Genomic DNA, 25,505 nt, shown 5'->3' on the forward strand with positions numbered 1-25,505 from the left:
TATTTTTTTTTTATATTTTCCCTGTTCACTTTACCCGTCATGCTCCCACAGAGGTATTCCGGCATATGAAATCTTTCTTATGCGGTGATATGGTATTATCTTAATCCCTTTTTCTGTCTCCACTTCAAACCAGTCCCTTTCAGGTTTTCTGATAAATTCCCCCTCTGCAACTGAGATATCGCCGGGTGCACCGCGATCGGTGTAATATACGGCTGCTTTTTTCATGTCAAACTCCGGGTCATGCCATATCCGGAGAAGAAGATTATGGCTTGTTCTCATGATGCAGATAGTGGTGCTGATTTTATTTCAGGTTTGCCGGGCGGTAAATCTGCCGCAGGTAAAAAATACCAGATGGGATATAATAGAGGATATGGCTGGGCATCTTTTATCCGAACCGGAAGGTTATGATCTCCTGAAACGCTATGATATCCCCGTTCCGGAGTATCATCTGTCGAAATCCGCCGATGAGGCTCTCTCTTTTGCCGAAGAGATCGGCTATCCTGTTGTACTGAAGATAACCTCGCCTGATATTTCGCATAAAAGTGATGTGGGGGGGGTGGTTACCGGGATTTCATCTCCGGAAGAGCTTGAATATGAGTATGAGCACCTTTTACTCCGTGTAAAGGATAAGATGCCGGATGCCGGGATTTCAGGTGTGCTGGTATCCAGGCATGTGCAAAAGGGGCTTGAAGTGATCGTTGGCGGGAAATGGGACCCTGTTTTTGGAAGGGTGATAACCTTTGGCACTGGCGGAACTCTTGTTGAGCTTTTAAAGGATATTTCTGTCAGGCTCCTCCCTGTTGACGGAGCTAAAATATCCGGGATGATCGATGAGACCAGGATCTCTGCAATTATCGGCGGGTACAGGGGTGGTGAGGAGTATGACCGGTGTACACTTGAGAAGATTATCCATGATGCCGCCCGGATGTTTCTTGAAAATGAGTATATTATCTCGTTTGACATAAATCCTCTTATCCTCTATCCTGAAGGTGCTGTCGCCGTGGATGCAAGGATCATTGCCGGAGATGAGAAGATCCCGGGAGATGTTCCTGCCTCTGAGCTGAAAACCGCAGCAATTCCTGAGGGTTTTTCTTCACCGGAGAGCATTGCCGTAGTCGGTGCATCCTCATCTCCGGGTAAACTCGGATATTATCTCATGCATAACCTCCTGCCCTTCTCGGGCAGTATCTATCCTGTCAATCCCAAAGGCGGGTCAATACTTGGCAAAGAGGTATTCAGGAGTATCTCTGATATCCCTGCTGTTCCTGACTGGGTGGTTATTGTTGTTCCTGCAAAGTCTGTCCCGCAGGTTATGAAGGAGGCGGGGGAGAAGGGAATAAAGTATGCAGTGATTATTTCTGCCGGATTTAAGGAGCTTGGAGACGGAGGCTCCCGGCTTGAGGACGAGGTTTTGGCTATTGCAGAAAAATACGGCATCAGGTTTGCCGGACCAAACTGTCTTGGTGTAATGCTTCCCTATGAAGGGCTGAATGCGACATTCGGGCAGAAAATGCCAAAACCAGGGCCTGTTGCATTCATATCCCAGAGCGGCGCGATAATCACGGCGGCGGCTGATAAGGGTATTGTCGGTAATACGGGCCTCTCAATTGTGGTTTCGGTTGGAAACCAGGCAGACCTTAATTTTGCCGATTATCTTGGAATGCTCCTGAAAGACAGTAAGTCAAAGGCCGCTGTATTCTATATTGAAGGCCTTAAGTCAGGTCGTGAATTTACCGAGGCGGCAAGAAAGCATGCAAAAGAGCTGCCTGTAATTGTCCTTAAGGCCGGAAAGAGCGAGACCGGAAAGAAGGCGGCAATGTCACATACAGGTTCGCTTGCAGGGAGTTATGAGATATACAGGGAGGCCTTCAGGGAGGCCGGTATAATAAACGCTTTCTCTCTCAGCAGCGCCTTCTCTGTTGCGGGTCTTTTGGCATCTGAAGGCTGGCCAAAAGGCAGCCGTGCTGTTATCGTTACAAGCGGCGGAGGTTTTGCGGTTCTCTCAGCTGATTTTGCGGGTGAAAACGGTATAGAACTGATCACGCTTCCGGATGAGATGAGAGAGGAGCTTGACGGGTTCATGCCGGCCGGATGGAGCGGGCGCAATCCGGTGGACATAATCGGGGATGCCGGGGCTGAGAGGTATGCAAGGGCGCTTGACATTCTCATCAGATATCAGGACTTCTGGGATATCGCCTTTGTCGTCGCCTCTCCTGTGACATCAATTGATCCGATTAAGCTTGCAAAGGAGATTGTCCGGTTTTCAAGACAGACTGACAAGATGGTTGTCGGATGCATGATCAGCGGTGAGAGTATGCAGCCCGGAATTAATATCCTGAATGATAATCATATCCCCAACTTCGTTGAGCTGTATGACGCCTTTAAGTCGGTCGGTCTTGCACTTGAGGCCGGCAAAGGCGCCGGTATCTTTGATAAATAGATAATTCCTTTATTTTTTATCCTGCTTTATTTCACCGTTGTCCTGAAACCCGGCACTGTAATTTCCGGTCATGAAATGCCGGGATATTTTCCGTCATCTTAAATGCCAACCGGAGACAGACATAATCAACAGGTTTGAAATATGTCTGAAAGATATTTGCTTGGAAATGAGGCCATTGCACGTGCATGCCTTGAGGCAAACCTCGATTTCGCAAGCGGTTATCCGGGAACGCCTTCTTCTGAGATTGTGGATTTTTTACGATATCAAAAGGAGAGGGACTTTTACGTGGAATGGTCGGTCAATGAGAAGGTGGCGTTTGAAAATGCCCTCGGGGCGGCATGGACAGGTGTCAGATCGCTTGTCACAATGAAGCATGTCGGCTTAAATGTTGCTGCTGACCCGCTAATGACAAGCGGATATACCGGAATTAAAGGCGGCATGGTCATAGTTTCGGCAGACGATCCGTATGCACACAGCTCCCAGAATGAGCAGGACTCAAGGAATTATGCAGCGTTTGCAAAAATTCCATGCCTTGATCCGGCAGATATTCAGGAGGCTTATTCAATGATGGTCTCAGCCTATGACCTCTCTGAAGAGTTTGGCCTGCCTGTAATCTTCAGGCCGACAACACGCATCTGCCACTCCAAGAGTGATGTTGTCGTGGGTGAGGCCGGTCAGGAGCACAGAACTGCGGCTTTTGAGAAAGATCCAAAGCAGTTTGTTGTAATTCCGGTGCACACCAGGGTTCTTCATAAAAAACTGAATGAGAAGCAGGGTAAAATTGCAGAAAGACTCGTAGAACTTGGCTTTAACAGGGCTGAAATCAGGGGTAAGACTGCTGTTGTCGCAGCCGGAATTGCATCCTCATATGTGGCTGAGATAATCCCGGATGATGTATCTTTTGCAAAGATTGGTGCATATCCGATAGATGAGGGATGGTTAAGGGAGTTTGCATCAAAGCATGAGAAGATCCTTGTGGTTGAAGAGTTGTCGCCGGTGGCTGAAGACCTTCTGCGGCAGGTATCCTGCGGTGCTGAAGTTTTTGGCAAAAAGAACGGCTGTGTTCCTTATGAGGGCGAACTTGATCCCGCATCTGTGGCACTTGCCTTTGATAAGGCAGGTTTTGAGCATAAATACGAGTACATAATTCCTGAGCCTGTAAAGGATCTGCCGCCAAGGCCGCCGATTCTCTGCGCAGGATGCGGACACAGGGCAGCATTTTATGCGATGAAGAAGGTATTCGGCAGCAAAGCGATATACCCAAGTGACATTGGCTGTTATACCCTTGGCATCCAGCTTGGAACTGTCGATACAACGATCTGCATGGGTGCGTCCATAACAGTCGGGAGCGGGATTTCATCAGCGGGTGATGATAGTGATGTCGTCTGCACAATCGGTGACTCGACTTTCCTGCATACCGGAATTAACGGTCTGATTAATGCGGCATACAACGGCGCCAATATTACGGTCGTGATCCTTGACAACAGGATTACGGCAATGACCGGCCACCAGCCCAATCCGAACACCGGAATGACGGCAAAAGGGATTGAAAGTCCTTCTCTCTCTCTTGAGATGCTCTGCCGGTCATGCGGTGTCTCCTTTGTGGAGACCATTGATCCGTATGACCTCACCTGCACTCTGAAGACCTTTGAGAAGGCAAAAGCGAAGAAGGGTGTTAAAGTCATCATAGCAAGGCAGCCATGCGTGATTGACGCGAAGAGATCAGGAATCAAAAGAAAGCCTGTCATTGTTGATACAGACCTATGCAACGGATGCGGACTCTGTGTAAAATTCGGCTGCCCGGCGGTTGAATTTACGGATAAGAAGGCATCAGTAAATTCACTCTGCATGGGCTGTGGAGTCTGTGCTGACATCTGTCCGGCAGGTGCAATAAGACCGGAGGGAAAGAGATGAGCGAAAGTTTTGACCTGTTAATTGTCGGGGTAGGAGGACAGGGCACTGTTCTGGCCTCAAATATAATCGGGGAGTCATGCCTCCTTGAGAAGAGGTCTGTAAGATCAGCCGAGACTCACGGAATGGCACAGAGGGGCGGTTCGGTTGAGACTCATATAAGGATAGACGGGAAATACGGGTCACTCATCTCACCTGGAACTGCTGACCTGATAATATCATTCGATCTCCTCGAGGCACTCAGGTACAGTCATTTCCTGAAGGAAGGAGGAAAGATAATCACCTCATCCGGAATTATAATTCCGGTCTCTGCCTTCCAGCATAATATTGTTATACCGTCTCCTGAAGAGATCATTGAGAGAATGTCCGGATTTGACCTTACTGTCATTGACGCGGAGAAGATTGCAGAGGAAGCGGGAAGTCTGCTTTCACAGAATGTGGTGATGCTCGGCGCCTCCGCCTCTGCGCTTCCGCTGAAGAAAGAGTCTCTGGTACAGGCTGTAAAGGGTCTTGTACCTCCAAAGACTATTGAGGTAAATACCCGTGCGTTTGAGTGTGGTTTTGATGCCTGTGGAAATAATATTCAATAATATTCTTTTTTTGGAACTTTTGTTCTGTGCGTATATCTGATTTCCGGAGAAATTCCCGCTCCTGCTCTGTCTCCGAATAGTATAAAACAGTTAGTGCCCAATTTTTAGAAGCTATATGAGTGAAATTCAGGTTTATGCCGGGGGAATACTTGCTTCTGTTGGGATAATTCTTTTGGGAGTTATTCTTGGCATGGAGATAATCAGCTTTAAAACAGGAATAATATATACTTTGATGCCGGTTTTTGCTCTTCTTGTTGTCTTAGGCGTTCTGCTGATGCTTCTTGGTTCAAAAGAGCCTGAATGCTCCAGTGAAAACTGATATATGCTGCTGAATCTCTGTTTTTCCCAGTTTAAATCCCTTATGGAAGAACCGGAGAAGAATCTTGTCCGGGCTGAAGGTATGATTCGGGAGGCATCTTCTCATGGTTCGGATATTATTATCTTCCCTGAGCAGGCCTTTACGGGCTGGGATCCGTTATCTCAGAGATATGCAGACGGTGAAGAGAGCCTTATCGTCTCATCTCTAAAAAAATATGCTGAGGAATATTCTGTCGGGATACTCGGCTCGTACAGGAAAAAAACAGACGGATTTCCGGAGAACACCTCTCTTTTAATCGGGGACAATGGTGATATTATTGCCTCATACTCAAAGATTCATCTCTTCACACCCGGAAGAGAGGGTGAGGCATTCAGGTCAGGAGAAAGTCCTGTTGTTGCAGAATATAAGGGTGCCAGGATCGGGATTGCGATATGCTATGACCTCAGGTTTCCGGAATTATTTACATATTACAAAAGATGCGGTGCGGAAATTGTCTTTGTTCCTGCTGCATGGCCGTGCAGGAGGATGAAGCACTGGCGGACGTTTATCATCTCCCGTGCGGCTGAGAATCAGTTTTTTGTTGCAGGGGTTAATACAGCCGGAGAAAATTACGTTGATTCATACTGTGGCGGTTCATTTCTGGCTGACCCTTACGGTGAAGTTGCGGCTGATTCCGGTGAAGGTGAGTGCCTGACATTCGCATCGGCAGATCTCTCGTCTGTTGGGGAAGCAGGCAGGATTTTGCCTGTATTTCCTGACCGCAAAGAAGAGTTATACATAAAATGGATCAGATAGTACTCTGCTGATCTGATGCATGGAGAAGAGCACGTATTTCTGAGCCTTTTATCAGCCGGGATTATCCTCACGCCGCTTTTTGGCAGTGTTGATCCGATAATCCCTCTGGTCTGCCTCATCGGGGTATTCATAGGTTCACTTGCACCTGATGCCGATGCTGCGGATTCTTCCATTATGCATGGTTTTTTAGGCGGACGGGGAAATTTAAGGGCTGTAAGGAGGCATACTGTGATCTTCCTGCCTTTCTTTGGCTACATCCTGAGGTACCTTGTCTTCTATCCTGCCTCGGCACTTGTCTGGGTTTTTACTCTTGGGCGGGAAAAACCGCGCCATCGTGGTGTCATGCATTCACTGCTGGGCGCTTTTATTGCCGGACTGGCAATCGGGCTGATTTTATATGGAATATTTGTAATTTCTGCCGGGTTTGATGCTGAAAGATGGATATATATCTTCATGGCCGGATTTTTGTTCGGTTACCTGATGCACCTCATTGAGGATTCATGCTCCAAAACCGGAGTCTGCTGGATTTATCCGTTCAGCAAAAGAAAGCTCTCCGGAAATCTGGCTGCAAAGAGTTTCAGGATGAGGCTGTCGGCTGTAATTATTGCAGGTGCCTTTCTTTTTATGCTCGTATCGTCACCTGTGCTGCATATCCCGGTTCCGGATGGCGGGAGAATTATATATGCCCTCATTGTTTTTTCGATTGCGTGGGCGGGTGTGCTGGCCGTTTCCGGTGTGCATTCCTGATGCCGGGACGGTGCATATCCATCAGCTATAATTCCGTCAAGAGCAATAGGATAAGGTATGTTTCGTCTCGTCTGTGTGAACTGCGGTGCCGAATATGATCAAAGTGAGATAATATACCGCTGTTCAAAATGTGACCACCTTCTGGCGGTTAAATATGACCTTGAGTCACCCGGCTTTTCAAGGGCTGACTGGAATTCACGCCCGCTCAGTCTGTGGAGGTATAAGGAGATCCTTCCGGTTAAAGGAGAACCTGTTACCCTTCAGGAGGGCGGCACCCCTCTGTACCATATGAAGAAGATTGGTGAGGAACTCGGCCTTAAAAACCTCTATGCAAAGCACGAAGGTCTGAACCCGTCAGGTTCCTTTAAGGATCGGGGTATGACTGTCGGAGTTTCAATGGCCCTTCAGCTTGGGATGAAGACGGTCGCCTGTGCGAGCACAGGAAATACATCCGCCAGCCTTGCCCAGTATGCGGCAAAAGCCGGAATTCCGGCAGTGGTTCTTCTTCCGGCAGGAAAGGTTGCACTTGGAAAGGTTGCCCAGGCTCTGATGCACGGGGCAAAGGTCATTGCAATCAGGGGTAATTTTGACCGTGCCCTTGAGATGGTGCATGAACTCTGCCTGACCGAAGGTCTGTATCTTCTCAATTCGGTGAACCCGTACAGGCTTGAAGGGCAGAAGACGATAGGGCTTGAGACTGTCGATCAGCTTGGAGAGGTTCCTGACAGGATGGTTCTGCCGGTAGGAAACGCAGGCAATATATCTGCGGTTTACAAAGGAATGCTTGAGCTTGAGGAGCTTGGATTTACAGACAAAATTCCGGTTATGACCGGAGTTCAGGCAGCAGGCTCTATGCCGGTTGTGAAGGCGATTGCAGAGGGTCTTGATGTGCTTGTCCCTCAGAAGGACCCTGAGACGATCGCAACCGCAATAAGGATTGGTGCTCCTGTAAACGCAGAAAAAGCGCTTCTGGCTATCAGAAAGACCGGCGGAACTGCTCTCTCTGTTACCGATGATGAGATCCTTGCTATGCAGCGTGATCTTGCCAGAAAGGAAGGTATTGGTGTTGAACCTGCATCTGCGGCATCTGTTGCAGGTATTAAGAAGATGGCAGAGGAAGGTCTGCTTGATAAGGATGAAAAGATTGTATGTGTTGTAACAGGACATCTCCTAAAGGATCCGGAGACGGTGATAAGACAATGCGATGCTCCGGTGGAGATAGACGCGGACTTAATGTCCTTGCGTGCTGTTCTGCGCTGATTCTGCTGCTTGTCTTTGTGGTGTTTCCGGCATCCGCCCTTAATGCCACATTTTTTGTGGCTGAGAATGGCTCTTCGTACCATGCCTCTTTAGAGATTGAAGAGGCCTCGGAATACCGTTTTGAAAAGCCCGGTGTGCTTGGCGAGAAGGTTCCGGCGGAATACGGGAATGTATCCCTGTATTATACCAACGGAACTGAGGCATCTTTTGAGGATAAGGGGAGAAGCATAGAGTTTGAGAAGGGCAATTATACCGTAGGTTATGATTCCGCCATTGATAACCATAATCTGCAGCTTATATTTGATGACCGGTACAATATTTCGGTATATCTGCCACCGGTCTTTGATGTCAGAAATCCTCTTTTAGGGATGGTATCCACCGGTGGTGAGGTTATTTCCGGTGCTGAGGTTTCAGAGAACGGGGCCGGCAGTGTGGATGGTGCCGGGGACGAAACTTTAAGCAGCACAGGATCCGGTTATGACGGACTCCGGATTGACTGGGTGAAGAGAACTTATGCAGAAATAAGGTTTTATGACTCTTTCCAGGAGAAGATCCTGATGATATTTGGGTCATTGTGGCTTGTTGTTGCTGTGGTCTTTTTAGTGCCATATATGATGACAAGGAGAAGAAAGGGATAAAATCATCATACTTTTTCAGGCGTTTTTTCTGCCACGACTGTTCTTGTCAGGTTCAGCGTAATTCAGCGGATCTGTTATATTTGTAAGGGAATTCACGGTTGAGAGAACATAAAGTAATAATAAATATCCCGGAACAAAACCAGTTTACAGTATGATTTCTACAAAGCCGAGATAATACTGTTATTTGTGGTTTATCCGGAAATATTCCATTCAGAGGTTTCTTTTGCCAGATATGCCCCTGCCGGGTGTACCCGTACATGGACATCAATAACATCCTCAACTGATGAACATATCCGTTCTTCAATCATGCAGGCTATTGAGTACGCTTCTCTGACAGTGATCTCAGGATCAGTTTCGATTGTAATATCTACTGATATAGCACCACCAAAACTCCGAATACGCTGTTCTGATATAAAAAAAACCCCAGGCATTTCTTCAGTGATCTCTTCTGTGAGGTTCATCACATTAACTGAAGGATTTGCATCGATAAGCTCTTTTGCAGCCCCTATAAATTCTCCGGAACTATAAACAAAGAGAGCAAGGGCAACAAAGAGTGTCAGTGCTGTATGAATTATATCAAATGAAGGTGCAATCACCTGAAACATTCCGCTTATAAGAATTATTGCCACACAGGCCATGTCTGCCTTAATAATAACTGAATTAAGCAGAAGCAGCCGGCTGTTAATTCTTCTTCCTACATCTCTCAGATAGCGGTAAAGGAAAAAGAGCATTGTAATTATCATAAGTGAAAGGAAGATTGTAGCCATTCCATATCCAGGATTAAGTTCATTTGACTGAGACATAAGAGTCTCAAAGAAGAAGTTAAGGATATAAGCAGCAATACCAAGTGAGAAGATAAGCAAAGCCAGTGTTTCTATGCGTTGATAACCGTAATGCATCTTTAAATCCGCTTTTCTGGCCCCCAAGCGAACCGTTGCGAGCAGTATTGTATCAGGAACCAGCCAGGCAAGATTGCCAAACCCTTCAATAAAAAAGAGGTCATTTTTAGAGAAAAACCAGAATATTATCTCTACAAATCCGATAATGGCACTGACTATCAGGGAAATAATCAGAGCCTTAGTTGCAGCACGTGAATATGGATCATCTCTGCCGTATATATCGGGGTAATTTTTATTATTCTGCCGTTTATATCTTTTAAACACAGTTTCAGTCCACCTGAACTACCGGATTTGTATCTGTCGTTTTTTTCCTTTTCCCTGCAACTGAACCGACAAACTGGTACATTCCCTCATCAGCTAAAACAGCAACAAAGAATATCCAGGGCATATCTGCAAACAGGGCAAGAAATATCAGCCCTGCAAAGGCAGTGCACCGGAATGTAAACCACCGTATGTAAAGATCAGTTAAAACGCCTTTAACTCCTGCCGGTTTGTTTATATTTATGGATGTCTTAAGGGCATCAGCGCTGTCGTTTCCTATTTCATCGATAAATGATGTCAGTACGATTACAGCAAGTGTTAAGATATTTACGTAGAGCAGACCTTCAGCACCAAGAAGAATAACTCCTGCAAGAACCATTGCTGTAATAAGAGAAAATGCAAAATTATCAATTTTACCGGCAAGAATGACAGAAATCACAATTCCAAGATATATTCCGGCAGTGTATCCATTCAGTGCGATAACCAGACAGAATACAAACCCGGTCAATACTGAAAGAATCAGAGCAAGTTTCCGGTTAAATACACCATCATCAAAAGCTGAATCAATATATTTCAGACTGCCTCCTATATATGCAAAAAGCAGTATGAAAGCTATGTCCGACTCAATCATAATATTTAGGTCTGTATATCATTAATGATATACATGACTGTTTTTTAGAAATATTCGCCGTATAAAATGATAGGGAGCGTATGATTCAATTACTCTCTGTCTGGTATTGACAGGATAAATCCGCACGGTAATGTGTGTAATATAATATTGTCAAAATATATTTGTGTTGGTTCCAATTCTGTTGGGCTGTTTTTTTGTCAGTGGTGGTGTGACTCTTTACCAGATTTTTCTTCCCATTGAGGCAGTCCCTGCTTTTTGCGGTAGTCGTTTATTGCCCTGTGTATCGCATCCTCGGCAAGAACGGAGCAGTGGACCTTTGCCGGAGGAAGGCCCTCAAGTGCCTCAACGACAGCCTTATTGGAGAGGTCCCATGCCTCCTCAAGGGTTTTTCCCTTCACAAGTTCGGTTGCCATGCTGCTTGATGCAATGGCGGCTCCGCAACCGAAGGTCTGGAATTTTATATCCTCAATAATGTTGTCCTTAACTTTGATGAAAACCTTCATTATATCGCCGCACTGCGGGTTTCCTTCCTCTCCTATGCCGTCTGCATCTTTTATTACGCCCGTATTTCTTGGATTTTCAAAGTGGTCCATTACCTTTTCATTGTACATTTTTTTCTCCTCGGCTGACTGTATTTTTTGCAAATCTTTATACTGCTGGTTACTCCGCAGTTCTGAGTTCATCAGGTGTAAGCGGTGACATATTCCTCAGTTTCTGAACAATGCCGGGCACTGTATTAAGCACATATTCAACGTCCTCAACACTGTTCACCTCACCAAGGGTCAGGCGAAGGGAACCATGTGCTATTTCAATGGGAACATTGCAGGCTGTCAGAACATGAGAGGCGTCAAGTGAATCCGAAGTGCATGCACTTCCTGTGGATGCACATATGCCCTTTCTGTTCAACATGAGAAGGATTGACTCACCCTCGATGTATTCAAAGACCACGTTTACATTATTGGGGAGCCTCTTCTCCGGATGACCGTTTAGATGTGTCTTTGGAATATTTAAAAGCCCTTCTGTAAGCCTGTCCCTTAGTGCAGCAATTCTTGCAGATTCTTCTTCCATGTTTTTTACCGCTATTTCGATTGCCAGACCAAGTCCGGCAATTCCCGGTACATTCTCTGTTCCTGCCCGCCTTCTTCTCTCCTGTGCTCCGCCGTGCATCAGGGGATCAATCTTTACACCCGTCCGGATGTAAAGTGCACCTGTTCCTTTCGGGCCGCTGAACTTGTGACCGGAGAGTGAGAGCATGTCGATGTTCATAGCCTCAACGTCAATCGGTATGTGCCCTATCGCCTGCACTGCATCGGTATGAAAGATAACTCCTTTATCCCTGGCAATTCGCCCTAGTTCAGCAATCGGCTCTATCGTTCCTATCTCATTGTTGGCAGACATAACTGATGCAAGAATTGTTCTGTCTGTTATGGCGGCCTCAAAGTCCTCTGGATCAACAAGCCCGTATTTGTCAACGGGAAGATATGTTATCTCAAAACCCTGTTTTTCAAGCCATTCAACCGTATGCAGAACTGCGTGGTGCTCAATGGGTGTTGTTATTATGTGGTTGCCGGATTTTTGGTTCGCAAAGGCGGCACCCTTTATTGCCCAGTTGTCAGATTCGGTTCCGCCGGATGTGAAATATATCTCCTTTGGCTCTGCGTTTATTGCAGATGCGACCTGTTCACGTGCCTTTTCAACCGCTTCTCTGGAATCTCTGGCAATACTGTACAGTGAAGAGGGATTGCCGAACTTCTCTGTCATATATTCTGTCATAATGCTGACAATCTCCGGCCTTGTCGGTGTTGTTGCGGCGTTGTCCATGTAAATAAGGGGTTTTATCTCTTTCATAGGTGTTTGTATCTCCGTTATCCGGGTAATATCTGTCAGGATTTTTTCTGCCGGGATATTATGCAGAAGGATTTTTCTCTATTGTTATACTGTAATAGTATTGTTGATTTGCTTTTTTTAATTTGTGTGACAAATATTATTGCAGGGTTTATGACTGAGAAACTTTTTGTGTACGGAACACTGATGGATTCTGACATTCAGAAGGATGTATTTGGCAGGGAAATTTCCGGAGTTTCGGATTCACTGTATGGCTACAGACTTGGAACGGTTACTTTTGGGAATGAGACATTTCCCGCGGTACGGAAAATTTCAGATTCACTTTCCGGAGATAAAAATGGCCGGAATTCTTCAGGTCCTTTGGACGGACTTAATTCAGAGGGTAGTCCTGCGGATGAGATGGCTGATAATGAAGTGAAAGGTATTGTTCTGACGCTTTCTGGTGAAGATTTCATGAATGCTGATATTTATGAGGGAGAGTATTACAGCAGAAGAGAGGTTACCTTAAAGAGCGGAACAGTGGCTTATCTCTATGAAATTGAGGATGTGGATTATGTCTGAAAAAAGGCAGGCTATTTTGAGAGTTTTTACACACTTCACATCGTAATTTGGATTTACAGATTATTGAAGTAAATTGTGATGAGATCTCCTTAAAAAAGTTATTTTATTCATCAAGAACCATTCTTTCGAGTTCAAGCGGCATGATGTACTCTCCGTTCCGGAAAGCACGCATATTTCCTCCTGAGATCTCATCTATTAAAATGATCTCGTCTCCAATCCTGCCGAATTCAAATTTGATGTCGTAGAGTTCGATATTTTTCTTCGCAAGTTCTTCCTTTATGATGGTTGCGATCTGCTGGGTTAATGATTTGACCTTTTCGTATTCATCCGGGGTGAGAATTCCAAGATTTTCGAGTGCGTCCTTTGTAATCGGAGGATCTTCGCGGTCATCGTCTTTTAATGTTGTCTCTACAAACGCCGGCAGTGGTGCAGCCTCTTCTATATAATCTCCGTAGCGCCTGTAAAAACTTCCTACCGCACGGAAACGGCAGATAACTTCCAGTCCCTTACCAAATGTTTTTGCAGGCCTGACAATCATTGTGACGTTGTCGATGTCAGAATCTATATAGTGGGTTGGAATTCCCTTCTGGTTCAGGATTTCAAAGAAGAATTTTGTCATCCTGAGGCCTGCACGGCCCGCACCCTCCATAGTAAGGCCGATGGTATTCATGCCCGGGTCAAATACACCATCAGCTCCGGTGCAGTCATCTTTGAATTTAAGCAGATAATTTCCGTTATCAAGTGCATAGACGTTTTTTGTCTTGCCTGTATAGACAAGTTTCATGGACTCCGTTGAACTCATAGTTTCCCTCATTTAATAAATTTTATATGATATTTTTGGTTCAGAATGTTTAAAAGGGTGCTGTCATGGCAGAACGGGTACTGCTCCGGTTGACTGCGATGGGATAACCGGGAAAACTCCGTAAAACTCTTTTAAGAGACCGGAATATGTTCTTCCCTGATGGTTTATGGGGAAGATCTTTTTTGCACCAATTTCAGAATATATTCCATCCTTTTATTATCCCCCAAAATCAACAGGGTAATATTATGCTGTGCAGGAATGAGGTCAGGGGCGCTCTGCTATATCTTCTCATCGTTATTGCAACCTATTTCTTCTTCCAGACTGTCATCGTAATCACGCACGAGCACATTCACAGCACCACTGCATTCCTACTTGGAAACATGCAGAACCCTCTTGCAATTGAATGGGGAAATCCCATTACTCTGTCCGGATGGGATGAAGGGGTCAGTTATTCATCGCTCTTTGCATCGGGACTTGGGGTTCATGCTGCTGTAATTGCCGTGATGCCCTTGATCTTTCATGCCGTTGTTGTAACCTGCGGAATATTTATTCTGAAGTCAGGTGCCTTTGTCCGGAGGAAGTGGGCTTTTCATCTCATATTCTGGTTTATCATCGTAAATCTGGCTGAGCTTATCGCCTATATGCCTATGCGGTCATTTTCTTCTCATGGTGATATAGGTAACATCAATCACGGGCTTGGGCTATCTCCGTGGCCGGCAGCAGTTTTTGGGACTGCTCTTGTTCTGATCTGGCTCTGGTACCTGCTCAGGTATGTACTTCCGGGGATGAATGCCGTCGTTACTCCCGGTTCAAAAGTAAATAAGTACATAACCCTCATAGTTATGGCCTTCTTCCTGTTTCTGTTTTCAGGCGGAATCCGTCTGGCAGAAGCAAATGACTGGATTATGGGCACAATTGCCTTTATCGCTTTCTTTTTGGTCATATGGTTCTGCAGGCCGGAGATGTCATGGGTAATAGCCGCTGAAGAGGCAGCCCTTATGTGATAGTTTTGGAAAAGGTCTTTTCCGGATAAACGAAAAAGAGTGTTATGGATGAACTCATAGAAGTCTGGAAGAACAAAAGAGGGCTGGTTCTGATTGCAGCGACTGCGGTCATGTATGCACTTATTCTGACTGTCTTTAATGAGATCCAGTGGGATATTGCAGGCATCGCGGTACGCCCTGCGGCAGCACTTCCTGTTCTCTTCGGGATCCTGCTGGGGCCTGCCGCAGCCTGGGGATTTGGGATTGGCAACATTGCCGGAGATCTGACCGGTTCGTGGTCGCTGATGAGTGTCTCTGGTTTTCTTATCAACTTTCTCTACCCGTATCTTTCTTATCTCCTTTGACACAGGCTTATGAAAGGGCGTGAATTAAAGATGGACAGGTATGGTACGGGTTATTATCTGCTTACTGCATTTATTGCCACTTTCGTGTGTATGGCACTTCTTGCGGCTCTTGGGGCGGTTTTCTTCGGCCGGCCCTTTGAGAGCAAGTTCATCGATTACTTTAGCAACAATATCATATGGACAATGATTGCAGGTTCTCTTCTCTCATGGCTGACATTTAATGTTGCAGTCCGGAAAGGGCTGGTCTGTGGAAAGAAATGGAAGGTTTAATTCGTGGATTTCAAATTAATGGCTTTTATGATCTGATTCGGGACGCTGCCGGCAGCCTGCATATCTCTTCGATATGATCTGTCAGCGTGCAGGTGTATTCGTCGGTGAGTGTAGGTGCAAAGACCCTGTGGCCATGCTTCCGGAGATATTCAGCGGTTCCGTCCCATCTTTCCGTCATCTGTGTGAACCGGATCGCCTGTAGTAAGTCTGTTCCATGTGACTGTATCCATATTTCCGCCGTGAATCAGAACAAAATCTGCCATGATTATTCCTGAACAGGCATCGACCTAAGGTGATAAAAAATAATATAAACAGGATTACAAATAACGAAATAGTTGTGGTTAAGGGGTTTTACCCGTTGTAGTGACGGGAATCACAGGTGTTCCTTAAAAACTTCTGCTTCCTGTGTGCACTTCCTTCCATTGGGGGTTTCAGATTCGCATTTCAGGCTGTTGTCTCTCATTTCCAGTATTGGTCTCCCTTCTTTTTCTGTTGATTTCAGAATATATTTATCAGGATTTATCAAACAGGTAATACCGGTTTTAATCTAAACCGGAAAAAGAGGTCTTTGTGTGAACAATCTGAAAATCTATTCTCTGTTTATTGCCCTTATCGTATGTCTTCTCGCCGCAGCGGGATGCACAGCCGATACAGGTGGGTCCGCACCGGGACCGGGTGATTCCGGTGCTGCACATGTATATACGCCAGTTTCGTTTGCCGACACTCCGGTGGAGTATATATCCGTCAACGGTGTTACGCTCGGATACCGTGAATTTGGATCAGGAGAACCTCTGCTTATGGTACAGGGATTTGGTGCGACTATCGACGACTGGGATGAGACTTTTATTGGAATTCTGGCATCCGGGTATCATGTCTATATTTACGATCACCGGGGCATGGGTTACAGCAGTGAATCGGATGTTAATACGACCATACCAATGTACGCCGACGATGCTGCAGTCTTCATACAGGAGCTGGGCTATGAGAGCATGAATGTCTACGGCGTTTCGATGGGTTCATCGGTATCTCAGCAGCTTGCAATTGCACATCCTGATTCTGTAAGGAAGATGATTCTCGATTCGAATACCTACAGCGTCAAAATCCCGGAGACTAAAAAACTGTTCGGGGAGATCGAGTCGGCCGCATCCAATCCGGAGACATCTGAAGGAATCCGTATGGAGGCTGAGGCAAATCTGGCGTGGCAAGGTTCGTGGGATGGTCTTTCAGGAATTGAGAAGGACGTAATGCTTGTCGTCGGAACATCAGACGACCTTACGCCCGATTCCGTCTCCGTACAGATGGCCGGACAGATCAACGGTTCCTGGCTCGTGCGGTTTAAGGATCTCCCGCATGCCGGTGCCGGTTATGCCCCTGTTGAATACGGTGAAAATGCATTATACTTCCTTGATACGGACGAGTCTCCGCTGGGTATCCTGGACTTAGCATTTGTGGCTATAGTGCAGGCTTTATCTTAACACCCTGTGCCTGTTCAATAATATTCTCTTTATTTTTCCTGAAATTTTCTATACACCAGGGGCAACGCTGTCACAGTCGCTCCAGATGCCAGCTTGTTCAGCTCCTTTTGGCGGTATATTCCTTTATGATGCAGGAGATTAGGTAGAGAAGGGAGATGAGTGCAAATATTACAAATAACTCCGGTATGGTTTTACTGCCCGGATGAATAATCTGTCTTGTCACTGCTGAATCAAGGAGCATAAAGCTGAAGAATATCAGTGACAGACCTCCTGTTATAATTCTTCTTCCAGTGAACCGGATGACTGAAACCGCCAGGAATAATGCAGTCAGGCTTTCCGCAAGAAGATAAATTCCTGCATATAATCCTGCAATTCTGATGCCGAAAAACCAGCCCTCCCAGTTTAGTATGAATACAAACATGAGCATACCGCCCCAGAATATTAATACTGCAATCAGGCAGTACCTGATAATTTTTTCAGAAATCTCTGCTATTTTTAAGACTCTCTGAAAGATGTCCGGTACACTGTCGCCTTTGAAATTCTCCACCATGAAATATCCCTGTATAATTGTCCATTTAGTCTAAATTAAAACTTATTGCAAGTTTTTTAGGTTATAGTGGACTTGGGTTTCCGGGGCATGCCTGCGGCTTCGACTCGTCAGGGTTATTTTGACAGCCGCGAAATATTCTGGTAATGATTACCGGCGAGATGAAGAACAGGGTCGATTCCCTCTGGACGATGTTCTGGACCGGAGGCCTTACCAACCCCCTTGATGTCATCGAGCAGATTACGTACCTGATCTTCATCAGGGATCTGGATCTCAATGACAGCCGCCGGAAGCATCTCCGAGATATTTGATACAGGCGACATTCTGACAATCAAAAAGATAATTGAAGGGATCAACAGGAACGAGGTTGCATTATCAGTCCTCCAACCTACTCCCCTCATCAAAGCGAAACATGAACTCCCTTCCTCTCTTCTCCTTCATGATATAACCGAGATCTGCAAGCGTCATGAGATCGGTTCTTGCCGTCTCATAGACGACACCCCAGGTCTCCGTTATCTCCCGGATCGTGAACAAATCTTCTTTCTTCTCCATCATCTCCCTTAAGATCTCCGCCTGCCTCGTGTTGAGCCTCGGGATATTCTTTATCATCTTCTTTGCCGAACTCTGTTCGGCCTGCTTCTGCTTGATATATGAGAGAAGATCTGTTCTCGCTTTTTCGATGCACCTGATATTGTACAGGATGAAGTAAGTCAGATCCATTTCGTCATATTCGGTGTGAAGATATGCAAGCGAATAATCTTTCCTTGACCGGAGGATTATCCTCGATATCGGCATGTACTCAAAGAGCCAGTAGCCTCTTGAAAGGACATACCAGTAGAAGATGCTCCTCGCACATCTGCCGTTTCCGTCCACGAATGGGTGGATGTAGCCGATAAGGAAGTGTAGTATCATTCCCTTCACTATCGGGTGGATGAAACTTTCCGATCCCTCATCATCCCCGTTTGCAAACCGGCAGAATTCCTCAACCATGCCGGGAATATTAGTATATACAGGCGGGATATGGTGAATTGTTCCGTTAACAGGATCAGCAACCACGACATCATCGTTATCCCTGAACCTGCCGACCGCATCATCTTCAAGGGTGTTCTCCGTAACAATCCGGTGTACATCAAGAATAAACTCAGGTGTGAGCGGGTCGTCCTTGTTTTCTATGATATACTGCATCGCCCGGTAATTGTTCATTACCATCTGCTCAGACTTGTTTGATGGTCTCTTTCCTTTCCTGAGCATCTCTTTTGCGGCTCTCCGGGTTGTAACTGCACCTTCGATAATCGAGGAAGCAATCGCCTCCTCCATCAGTGAATTCAGGATATAGGAATTCCCGAGCTTTATATTCCTCTCGTTGACTTTGATCTTTCCGGAGAGATACTGATCGAAAATATGAAGACTTTTCGATATCTCCGGTGTTGTTGAATATTGTAGATCAAGACACGGATAAGGGACTGACTCGTAATTCATCATCCGGAGAAGCTTCATGAATCTCCATGTCCCAGTTCTCTTATTGAGATCAGGGATGCGGTACTTCATTTCATCATAGTAGAGATAACGGCTGTTGTATTCATTGACCATCTTAATTAATTCCGGATCGCCTTTATCAATTATATCCAAAAGATTTGGCTTTTCCTGGCTGTCCGGTGGCTTTTCGGGGAGTTTCTTCATGGTGATCACCAAAATACTAATTTGGTATTTTTTAGTATTCCATTAGTATTTAGATCTGCAGGTATAAATATAATACTAATTTGGTAAGTATTAGTAGTTCGTTAGTATTTAGAGAAAATCAGGAGGCTGTTGCACGAATGATATATATGCAAAAAATATTTATTATTGACAAATATATAAAATATGAATTATTTTTGATTTGTAAACTAACAATATATCACATATAATGAGCGTAAGCTGCCTTTAGATCGACACATCCTTTTACCTCCTGATTTAATGGAATGGTTGCCTGAATAATCTCTTGCATGTACCATTATTGATGTAATTTCAGATATGGATATGAGTCCCTTTTACAAAAAGTATCGAAATGATGGTAAAGGAGGGAAATTTTTAGATCCGGCGGTAAAACTTTCGATTCTTATTTAAGCTTATTGTACGGGAGTAAATTCTTCAAGAAAAATTGAAGAATCAATCAAATATGATATTTCATTTCGTGTATTAGCAAGGAACAATTATATTGATCATACAACTATTGCACGGTTCAGACAGGAATTTGGAGAACCTTTCTCCAATGCTTTTGCTTAGGTACTCAAAATTTTAAGAGAGGGAGGTGCTGCAAAAGCCGGAATTATTGCATTAGATGGGATGAAAATAGAAGCAAATGCCTCTATGGAGAAGAATAAATCATATGAGGCTGTTGCATGACTGTTTTTCAACTGACCATGGTATAATTGAATTGTCTGTTTCGGATAATTTTTCCACAAATATTGTGTTTATTATGTCTGTACATTATACAATTGTCCTCCGGATTTTATTTGTGCAACAGCCTCTACAGGTCACTGTTTATATTTACTCAGTTTCTGCAAGTTTTTTTATCTTCCTTATTCCGCTTATTGCGTCATCGGCCCAGTCATCTGCACCTGTGTACTCCCTTGCCTCTTCATTTGTTCTTCCCCCTCCGATGATTATCTTCACGTCGTTCCTGAGACCTGCCCTGCATATTTCGTCGATTGTAATTTTCATCGAATGTATTGCCTCTGTAAGCAGCCCGCTGAGACTTACGACTATTGGCCTGTGCTCCTTTATGGCATCGATAAATACCTCCGGGGGCTGATTGACACCGAGATCAATTACTTCGAAGCCTTCCGCTTCAAGGAGAACCACAACAATGTTCTTTCCGATATCGTGGATATCCCCTTCAACGGTTCCGATAACTATTTTCCCTCTGCTCTCAGGTTTGTTCTCACCGAATGCCGGTTTTAGAACTTCCATCACCTGGTTGAGGTTCTCCCCTGCCATCATGAGGTCGGCGACGGAATATTCTCCGCTTTCAAATTTCTGCCCGGCATTTGCCGTGGCTTCCCTGATGTCATCAAGGATTGCGGACGGCTTTTCACCTGTTTTGATTCTTTTACTGACAGACTCAATACATGTATCTTCGTCGTGTTCCAGAAATGCGGTTATAAATCCTTCACTCCGCCCCGTCATGACAATTCTTCACCCCTGAGTTTGGTAAACTGAGGGGGTATATGTGCCGGGCTAAAATAATACTTTCCCGGCAGAGAGTATTTTGGTATAATGCTGTATTTGGCTGGGGAATGCAATTATTGATATATGTCTCAAATATGGGCCGTGACATCTGATTCCGGGAACTGGGTGTATTATCTATATTTATATATAAATGTGCTCCCGGTGATCCGCTGCTGATGATTTTTACAGTTATGTGGGGTGCTGTTATTTAAGCTCTTTTTCTGCTTCTCTGGTTTAATTTGTGTTTACAGCTAATCTGGATTCACAGTACAAACCTGATGTCGGATGCTACTTAAACTTGCATTAATGCCGGATGAAAACCAATAATATTACAGGAATGAGAGAGCATGAATAAAACCATTATTACTGTCGTCGGGAAAGATACGGTTGGGATTATCGCGAAGGTCTGTACCTACCTTGCAGATAACCAGGTCAATGTCGAGGATATATCACAGACCATTGTTCAGGGATATTTCAATATGATGATGATCGTTGATACCGGCGGATCTTCAAAACCGTTTGGTGAGATGGTGACTGAACTTGAAACTCTCGGCGATGAGATCGGTGTAAAGATCAGATGCCAGCGTGAGGATATTTTTACAAAAATGCACCGCATCTGAGAGGTATTTTTAATGATAAACAGACTTGAGGTGAATGAGACAAATAAGATGATCGAGCAGGAGATGCTTGATGTCCGTACAATAACAATGGGCATCAGCCTTCTGGACTGCTGTGATTCTGATCTTGATACTCTGAACCGGAATATATACAATAAGATCACCTCTGCGGCGAAGGACCTCGTCTCCACCGGACGTGATATCGAACTTGAATATGGTATCCCTATAGTAAACAAACGCATCTCTGTCACTCCTGTTGCACTTGTCGGAGGGCGGGCATGCAAATCCCCCGAGGATTTTGTGACAATTGCAAAAACCCTTGATAAGGCTGCCAAAGATATGGGGGTGAATTTTTTAGGGGGTTATTCAGCCCTTGTCTCCAAAGGCATGACTCCTGTCGATGAAAATCTCATCCGGTCAATCCCGCAGGCTCTCTCTTCCACTGAGAGGGTATGCAGTTCGGTAAATATCGGATCTACAAAAACCGGAATCAATATGGATGCCGTTAAGCTGATGGGTGAGATTGTTAAGGAAACCGCGGAGGCTACAAAGGATGACAGTTCCCTTGGCTGTGCGAAACTGGTAGTATTCTGCAATGCTCCGGATGACAACCCGTTCATGGCCGGAGCTTTTCATGGTGTGACTGAGGGTGATGTTGTAATTAATGTGGGTGTGAGCGGGCCGGGTGTTGTTAAGCGTGCACTTGAGAAGGTGCGTGGTGAGAACTTTGAGGTTCTCTGTGAGACCATTAAAAAAACGGCGTTCAAGGTGACCCGTGCCGGACAGCTTGTTGCTCAGGAGGCTTCGGGGAGGCTGGGTGTTCCTTTCGGAATTGTTGATCTCTCCCTGGCACCGACACCTTCAGTCGGTGACAGTGTTGCGGAGATACTGGAGGAGATGGGCCTTGAGTCTGTCGGTGCTCCGGGAACAACGGCAGCTCTTGCCCTGTTAAATGATCAGGTGAAGAAGGGCGGTGTGATGGCCAGCTCCTTTGTCGGCGGACTTTCCGGTGCTTTTATTCCTGTAAGTGAGGACCAGGGTATGATCGATGCCGTAAACCGTGGTGCACTTACACTTGAAAAACTTGAGGCTATGACCTGTGTATGCTCGGTCGGCCTTGACATGATTGCAATTCCGGGCAATACTCCGGCATCAACCATATCAGGAATTATCGCTGATGAAGCTGCAATCGGGATGATCAACCAGAAGACAACAGCAGTACGCCTGATTCCTGTAATCGGAAAGGATGTAGGGGATACCGTTGAGTTTGGAGGCCTTCTGGGCCATGCACCCGTTCAGCCGGTGAACAGGTTCAGCTGCACCGAATTCATCAACCGAGGAGGCAGAATTCCGGCACCGATTCACAGTTTTAAAAACTAAATGGGACAATTAATTAATCTATTTTCTCCCCTCCTTATGATCCCCTGAAGTAAGAGTAAATTTTTATTGCATCGCCTGCAAACTTTTAGAATGTCAGCAGAGGAGTTTACAAAAAATCCAAAACCTGGTACATATACAGTGACCATCACCGATGAAGACGAATGTAAAACAGCAATATTTCAGGGCATGGGTGTACAGGAAAACTCTCAGGAGAGATGAATCAGAGAAAAAAATTTAGTTATATTTGATTTTTAGGGTCTTCATTCTGTTTATTATATTATCTTCACTTTTTTTTGCCTCCGGACACGGGGATGATTAGGGTATGTCCTGCGTGGTGCGGAGTTTTTGTGTTTTTATTGATTTTAGGTGTATTAAATCTCCATTTTGGTGCCGTATCAATTGAAACAGTTTAATACCTTGCACCTCCAATATGTGATCGTCAATATTTTGGTGCACATTTGTTTGATATGTTCTGGCGTTGTGCACCGCATCTGAGGAGTTTATGGAACCTATTGAAGAGAAAAGCAGGAACAATCTTTTCCTGATGGATAATACAGCAAATCCGGCACCGCTGGGTCTGTGTGCATTTGGGATGACTACAATTCTGCTCAGTATACACAATGCCGGAATAACCGGACTTACAAGCCCCATTATTGCAATGGCTCTCTTATACGGCGGACTTGCACAGCTCATAGTCGGGATTATGGAATGGAAGAAGAACAACACCTTTGGAATGGTCACTTTCGGGAGTTTTGGCCTCTTCTGGATCTCGTTTGCGGCAATTCTGATACTGCCTGAACTGGGACTTGCAGCATCACCAACAGCCGTTGATATGGCGTCCTTCCTTATTGTCTGGGGTCTTCTAATCCTGGGTCTTTTCATCTGCACCTTAAAGATGCACCGCATCCTTATGGTAACATTCGCAGCGGTTCTGCTCCTTGTGATATTCCTTGTTGCCGCAAATTTAACCGGCATTCACATGGTTCATACACTTGCCGGAGTTACCGGAATTATTGCCGGTCTGCTTGCACTTTATATGGGTGTCGGTGCGGTAATAAACGAGATTTACGGAAGCCGGATTCTTCCGGTATAATCCTTAATTTCAGTATTAACAGAGATAATCTCTCCTTTTTTTCTGCCTTTCCTGTCAAAAGCCGGATGAGGGAGAATTATTTCAATAAAGAACGGATATGAGTAATTATTTTATAGGAAGATAAGATCTGATTCTCTCTTTCTAAATGATCTATTCATATGCCTTGTCACGGTGAGATCTTTAATGAATATTTTCCTGTTTACCCGTTGTAATGATGGAAATCGAAGGTCTTTTTTAAGTATTCTTCTTTTCTGTGAGTGCTTCCCTTTACAGGCGGCTTAAGGTACCCGACCTCAGGTGTCTGAAGTGCCGGACAGAAGGGACATAATGCTGAATCAACGTCATTTGCTTTCTCTCTTACCGGACAGTAATAAATGCCTTCAATAAACTGTACTGAATCTCCGCCCGGAAACGGCATCCCTACAGGGTGCGGGGGGATTTTTTTAACGAATATACAGAATCCTGCAAGAAGAAATTTCAGGAACCGTATGCGGGTGCTTCCGTCTTTATCTGAGCATTTAAGGGCAACCATTTCCCAGAATTCTCTGTTATTTTCAGGCAGAAGGTCTTTCATCTGAGAAAAAGATCCCTGCTGGTTCATAAGCCTTATATTCTCCCATGTTTCGTGCAGGTGCCCTGTAATCATCTTCTCAAGCTTCTTTTTGTATGAAGGCTCAATTCCTTTTACACTGCCTGAAAAGTTCCACTGCATCCGGCGGAGGTCGAGGGTTGAGTATCCGTTAACTATTGCCGCGATTGCCCTGCCAAGTTCACCACGGGTCTGAAGCCTTCCAAGCTTTTCACATTCATTCTCTGGTTTTTCTTCTGCCATAATTATCACATATATCTGTTTTTTGGGATAATATCGCTTCATCTCTGTGCAGTCTCTGCATTACCCCGGTCTTTTCTTCCCTGCCTGGCTTCTCGTTCTCTTTTTTATAATCAGCACCGGGGCATAAGGGCAGGCCTGCGCCCGGATTCATATGCCTTTTTGCAGTATTTTTGTTTTCTGCCGGGACTTTCATCCGATATAACTTAGATCCATGTAACTTTTACCGGATCTCTCCGTGGAATGCTGTGAATACTGTGCTTCGGGTAGCCGAACATCATCGCGTAAGAGCATTTCCGCCCGGCCGGAATTCCTATCTCCTTTTTAAGCGGTTCATATTCAGCGGCAGCCATCGCGACGAACCCTGCCCAGCAGGTACCGATCCCTGCTGCAGGGGCTGCGACATCGAAGTATGTCATGGCGATAATCCCGTCAACCTGTGCGACCGGTCTGTCCTCCGGGATATGGTTAAAGAGCATGTGGGGCGCTCCACGGCAGATAACATCATGGCCGCCTTCGTATATCCCCGCCAGCGCCGCAAAGAATCCGCTTGCGGGATGATCGCTTCCTATGAACGTCTTCATCCATTCGACTGTAAGGTCTCCTATTCTCCTGACCTTCTCCGGATCGTGTACGACGATCCACTCCACCGGCTGGCCGTTCTCTGCCGAGGGTGCATAACTTGCAACTTCGAGGAGTTCTTCGATCTTTTCCCTTGGTACGGATTTCGTCTTATACGTCCTTGCCGAGCGGCGTTTTTTTAGATAGAACCCGATCTCCTTCTCCGGGATCTCTCCTGCACCTTCAGGCAGGATCTCTTTCTCCTCCGGGCGGAAGTTCAGGATAAGGGCTCCCTTTGGGCAGAACGCTTCGCAGTGTCCGCAGCGGATGCATTTTCCCGAATTTTCCTCCCTGACCTCCGGGAATTTTTCATCTCCGGCGGGATCGATAATGCTAATGGGGCAGGCTTCTGAGCAGATCCCGCATTTCGTGCAGAGTTCTTCGTCAACGATTATTGTATCCATCTCTTATATTCT

The 25,505-nt window shown here is 45.4% G+C and carries 31 protein-coding genes and 1 pseudogene; 19 read left to right on the forward strand and 13 right to left on the reverse strand.

Features of this window, described 5'->3' with window-relative positions:
- Positions 1 to 30: 30 nt before the first annotated feature.
- Positions 31 to 279: a DUF504 domain-containing protein gene (locus METLIM_RS06880; RefSeq protein WP_004077227.1), complete on the reverse strand. Its 249-nt coding sequence runs from the start codon at positions 277 to 279 to the stop codon at positions 31 to 33.
- Between the two features lie 91 nt (positions 280 to 370).
- Here METLIM_RS06880 and METLIM_RS06885 point away from each other — a divergent pair, with 91 nt between their 5' ends.
- The 8 genes from METLIM_RS06885 (at position 371) to METLIM_RS06920 (ending at position 8,700) form a co-directional block, all read left to right on the forward strand.
- Positions 371 to 2,440: an acetate--CoA ligase family protein gene (locus METLIM_RS06885; protein ID WP_048146259.1), complete on the forward strand. Its 2,070-nt coding sequence runs from the start codon at positions 371 to 373 to the stop codon at positions 2,438 to 2,440.
- Positions 2,441 to 2,581: 141 nt separating this feature from the next.
- Positions 2,582 to 4,354, forward strand: a complete 1,773-nt coding sequence (iorA, locus tag METLIM_RS06890; RefSeq protein ID WP_004077229.1) for an indolepyruvate ferredoxin oxidoreductase subunit alpha — start codon at positions 2,582 to 2,584, stop codon at positions 4,352 to 4,354.
- A complete protein-coding gene (locus METLIM_RS06895) occupies positions 4,351 to 4,941 on the forward strand; it encodes an indolepyruvate oxidoreductase subunit beta (protein ID WP_004077230.1) in 591 nt (196 codons plus the stop codon). The genes iorA and METLIM_RS06895 overlap by 4 nt, the downstream gene beginning before the upstream one ends.
- Before the next feature lie 115 nt (positions 4,942 to 5,056).
- Positions 5,057 to 5,260 carry a hypothetical protein gene (locus tag METLIM_RS06900; protein WP_004077231.1) on the forward strand — a complete coding sequence of 68 codons (204 nt, stop codon included), beginning with the start codon at positions 5,057 to 5,059 and terminating at the stop codon, positions 5,258 to 5,260.
- Positions 5,261 to 5,302: 42 nt separating this feature from the next.
- On the forward strand, positions 5,303 to 6,055 hold the full coding sequence (locus METLIM_RS06905) for a nitrilase-related carbon-nitrogen hydrolase (protein ID WP_169312363.1): 753 nt from the start codon (positions 5,303 to 5,305) through the stop codon (positions 6,053 to 6,055).
- A gap of 15 nt (positions 6,056 to 6,070) precedes the next feature.
- Positions 6,071 to 6,802, forward strand: a complete 732-nt coding sequence (locus METLIM_RS15510; protein ID WP_004077233.1) for a metal-dependent hydrolase — start codon at positions 6,071 to 6,073, stop codon at positions 6,800 to 6,802.
- A 57-nt stretch (positions 6,803 to 6,859) separates the two neighbouring features.
- Positions 6,860 to 8,062 (forward strand): threonine synthase, encoded by a 1,203-nt coding sequence (thrC, locus tag METLIM_RS06915; protein WP_004077234.1) that lies wholly within the window; start codon positions 6,860 to 6,862, stop codon positions 8,060 to 8,062.
- Positions 8,002 to 8,700, forward strand: coding sequence for a hypothetical protein (locus METLIM_RS06920; protein ID WP_004077235.1), 699 nt, complete (start codon positions 8,002 to 8,004; stop codon positions 8,698 to 8,700). Before thrC ends, METLIM_RS06920 begins: the two co-directional genes overlap by 61 nt.
- Before the next feature lie 191 nt (positions 8,701 to 8,891).
- Here the strand turns inward: METLIM_RS06920 and METLIM_RS06925 are convergent, their stop codons facing one another.
- The 4 genes from METLIM_RS06925 to nifS form a co-directional block, all read right to left on the reverse strand.
- Entirely contained in the window at positions 8,892 to 9,863 is a 972-nt protein-coding gene (locus tag METLIM_RS06925) for a cation diffusion facilitator family transporter (protein WP_004077236.1), read from the reverse strand.
- Positions 9,864 to 9,867: 4 nt separating this feature from the next.
- On the reverse strand, positions 9,868 to 10,491 hold the full coding sequence (locus METLIM_RS06930) for a hypothetical protein (protein ID WP_004077237.1): 624 nt from the start codon (positions 10,489 to 10,491) through the stop codon (positions 9,868 to 9,870).
- A gap of 197 nt (positions 10,492 to 10,688) precedes the next feature.
- Entirely contained in the window at positions 10,689 to 11,102 is a 414-nt protein-coding gene (nifU, locus tag METLIM_RS06935; RefSeq protein ID WP_004077238.1) for a Fe-S cluster assembly scaffold protein NifU, read from the reverse strand.
- A gap of 49 nt (positions 11,103 to 11,151) precedes the next feature.
- Positions 11,152 to 12,339: a cysteine desulfurase NifS gene (gene nifS / locus METLIM_RS06940; RefSeq protein ID WP_004077239.1), complete on the reverse strand. Its 1,188-nt coding sequence runs from the start codon at positions 12,337 to 12,339 to the stop codon at positions 11,152 to 11,154.
- Between the two features lie 150 nt (positions 12,340 to 12,489).
- On the opposite strand from nifS, the gene METLIM_RS06945 reads away from it, so the two are divergent.
- Positions 12,490 to 12,897: a gamma-glutamylcyclotransferase family protein gene (locus METLIM_RS06945; RefSeq protein WP_048145722.1), complete on the forward strand. Its 408-nt coding sequence runs from the start codon at positions 12,490 to 12,492 to the stop codon at positions 12,895 to 12,897.
- A gap of 103 nt (positions 12,898 to 13,000) precedes the next feature.
- On the opposite strand, the gene METLIM_RS06950 is transcribed toward METLIM_RS06945, so the two are convergent.
- Positions 13,001 to 13,699, reverse strand: a complete 699-nt coding sequence (locus METLIM_RS06950; protein ID WP_004077241.1) for a phosphoribosylaminoimidazolesuccinocarboxamide synthase — start codon at positions 13,697 to 13,699, stop codon at positions 13,001 to 13,003.
- 245 nt (positions 13,700 to 13,944) lie between these two features.
- Here METLIM_RS06950 and METLIM_RS06955 point away from each other — a divergent pair, with 245 nt between their 5' ends.
- The 3 genes from METLIM_RS06955 to METLIM_RS17355 are packed head-to-tail and all read left to right on the forward strand — an operon-like array spanning position 13,945 to position 15,317.
- Positions 13,945 to 14,703 carry a hypothetical protein gene (locus tag METLIM_RS06955; protein WP_004077242.1) on the forward strand — a complete coding sequence of 253 codons (759 nt, stop codon included), beginning with the start codon at positions 13,945 to 13,947 and terminating at the stop codon, positions 14,701 to 14,703.
- Positions 14,704 to 14,747: 44 nt separating this feature from the next.
- Complete coding sequence (locus tag METLIM_RS17350; protein ID WP_004077243.1) at positions 14,748 to 15,047, forward strand: ECF transporter S component family protein; 300 nt, start codon at positions 14,748 to 14,750, stop codon at positions 15,045 to 15,047.
- Positions 15,048 to 15,056: 9 nt separating this feature from the next.
- Complete coding sequence (locus METLIM_RS17355) at positions 15,057 to 15,317, forward strand: hypothetical protein (protein ID WP_004077244.1); 261 nt, start codon at positions 15,057 to 15,059, stop codon at positions 15,315 to 15,317.
- Between the two features lie 25 nt (positions 15,318 to 15,342).
- Here the strand turns inward: METLIM_RS17355 and METLIM_RS16565 are convergent, their stop codons facing one another.
- Positions 15,343 to 15,495, reverse strand: a complete 153-nt coding sequence (locus METLIM_RS16565; protein WP_157202255.1) for a hypothetical protein — start codon at positions 15,493 to 15,495, stop codon at positions 15,343 to 15,345.
- Positions 15,496 to 15,889: 394 nt separating this feature from the next.
- Here METLIM_RS16565 and METLIM_RS06970 point away from each other — a divergent pair, with 394 nt between their 5' ends.
- Entirely contained in the window at positions 15,890 to 16,792 is a 903-nt protein-coding gene (locus METLIM_RS06970; protein WP_004077246.1) for an alpha/beta fold hydrolase, read from the forward strand.
- Positions 16,793 to 16,889: 97 nt separating this feature from the next.
- Here the strand turns inward: METLIM_RS06970 and METLIM_RS06975 are convergent, their stop codons facing one another.
- Positions 16,890 to 17,342, reverse strand: coding sequence for a hypothetical protein (locus METLIM_RS06975; RefSeq protein ID WP_004077247.1), 453 nt, complete (start codon positions 17,340 to 17,342; stop codon positions 16,890 to 16,892).
- Between the two features lie 143 nt (positions 17,343 to 17,485).
- Between METLIM_RS06975 and METLIM_RS16065 the strand changes: the two genes are divergently transcribed.
- A complete protein-coding gene (locus METLIM_RS16065) occupies positions 17,486 to 17,650 on the forward strand; it encodes a type I restriction-modification system subunit M N-terminal domain-containing protein (RefSeq protein ID WP_169312336.1) in 165 nt (54 codons plus the stop codon).
- Between the two features lie 64 nt (positions 17,651 to 17,714).
- On the opposite strand, the gene METLIM_RS06985 is transcribed toward METLIM_RS16065, so the two are convergent.
- Entirely contained in the window at positions 17,715 to 19,019 is a 1,305-nt protein-coding gene (locus tag METLIM_RS06985) for a Fic family protein (protein WP_004077248.1), read from the reverse strand.
- A gap of 438 nt (positions 19,020 to 19,457) precedes the next feature.
- Between METLIM_RS06985 and METLIM_RS17675 the strand changes: the two are divergent.
- Positions 19,458 to 19,604, forward strand: a pseudogene (locus METLIM_RS17675) (transposase); the annotation flags it as partial.
- A gap of 264 nt (positions 19,605 to 19,868) precedes the next feature.
- Here METLIM_RS17675 and METLIM_RS06990 read toward each other — a convergent pair.
- Positions 19,869 to 20,507 carry a cobalamin B12-binding domain-containing protein gene (locus tag METLIM_RS06990; RefSeq protein ID WP_004077249.1) on the reverse strand — a complete coding sequence of 213 codons (639 nt, stop codon included), beginning with the start codon at positions 20,505 to 20,507 and terminating at the stop codon, positions 19,869 to 19,871.
- A 389-nt stretch (positions 20,508 to 20,896) separates the two neighbouring features.
- Between METLIM_RS06990 and METLIM_RS06995 the strand changes: the two genes are divergently transcribed.
- From METLIM_RS06995 to METLIM_RS07005, 4 genes are all read left to right on the forward strand, one after another.
- The gene (locus METLIM_RS06995; protein ID WP_004077250.1) at positions 20,897 to 21,169 is read left to right on the forward strand and encodes an ACT domain-containing protein; all 273 of its coding nucleotides are present in this window, start codon (positions 20,897 to 20,899) and stop codon (positions 21,167 to 21,169) included.
- 12 nt (positions 21,170 to 21,181) lie between these two features.
- On the forward strand, positions 21,182 to 22,546 hold the full coding sequence (locus METLIM_RS07000; RefSeq protein ID WP_004077251.1) for a PFL family protein: 1,365 nt from the start codon (positions 21,182 to 21,184) through the stop codon (positions 22,544 to 22,546).
- Positions 22,547 to 22,636: 90 nt separating this feature from the next.
- Positions 22,637 to 22,765: a hypothetical protein gene (locus tag METLIM_RS17525; protein WP_281034214.1), complete on the forward strand. Its 129-nt coding sequence runs from the start codon at positions 22,637 to 22,639 to the stop codon at positions 22,763 to 22,765.
- 283 nt (positions 22,766 to 23,048) lie between these two features.
- Positions 23,049 to 23,639 (forward strand): acetate uptake transporter, encoded by a 591-nt coding sequence (locus METLIM_RS07005; protein WP_004077252.1) that lies wholly within the window; start codon positions 23,049 to 23,051, stop codon positions 23,637 to 23,639.
- 199 nt (positions 23,640 to 23,838) lie between these two features.
- On the opposite strand, the gene METLIM_RS07010 is transcribed toward METLIM_RS07005, so the two are convergent.
- From METLIM_RS07010 to METLIM_RS07020, 3 genes are read right to left on the reverse strand one after another with little or no spacing between them, the layout of a single operon-like run.
- Complete coding sequence (locus METLIM_RS07010) at positions 23,839 to 24,471, reverse strand: DUF2115 domain-containing protein (protein ID WP_004077253.1); 633 nt, start codon at positions 24,469 to 24,471, stop codon at positions 23,839 to 23,841.
- Positions 24,446 to 24,664 carry a hypothetical protein gene (locus tag METLIM_RS07015; protein ID WP_004077254.1) on the reverse strand — a complete coding sequence of 73 codons (219 nt, stop codon included), beginning with the start codon at positions 24,662 to 24,664 and terminating at the stop codon, positions 24,446 to 24,448. The genes METLIM_RS07010 and METLIM_RS07015 overlap by 26 nt, the downstream gene beginning before the upstream one ends.
- Positions 24,665 to 24,674: 10 nt before the next feature.
- Entirely contained in the window at positions 24,675 to 25,493 is an 819-nt protein-coding gene (locus METLIM_RS07020; protein WP_004077255.1) for a nitroreductase family protein, read from the reverse strand.
- Positions 25,494 to 25,505 lie beyond the last annotated feature (12 nt).

The organism is Methanoplanus limicola DSM 2279 (assembly GCF_000243255.1).
In the GTDB taxonomy this organism is placed as follows: domain Archaea; phylum Halobacteriota; class Methanomicrobia; order Methanomicrobiales; family Methanomicrobiaceae; genus Methanoplanus; species Methanoplanus limicola.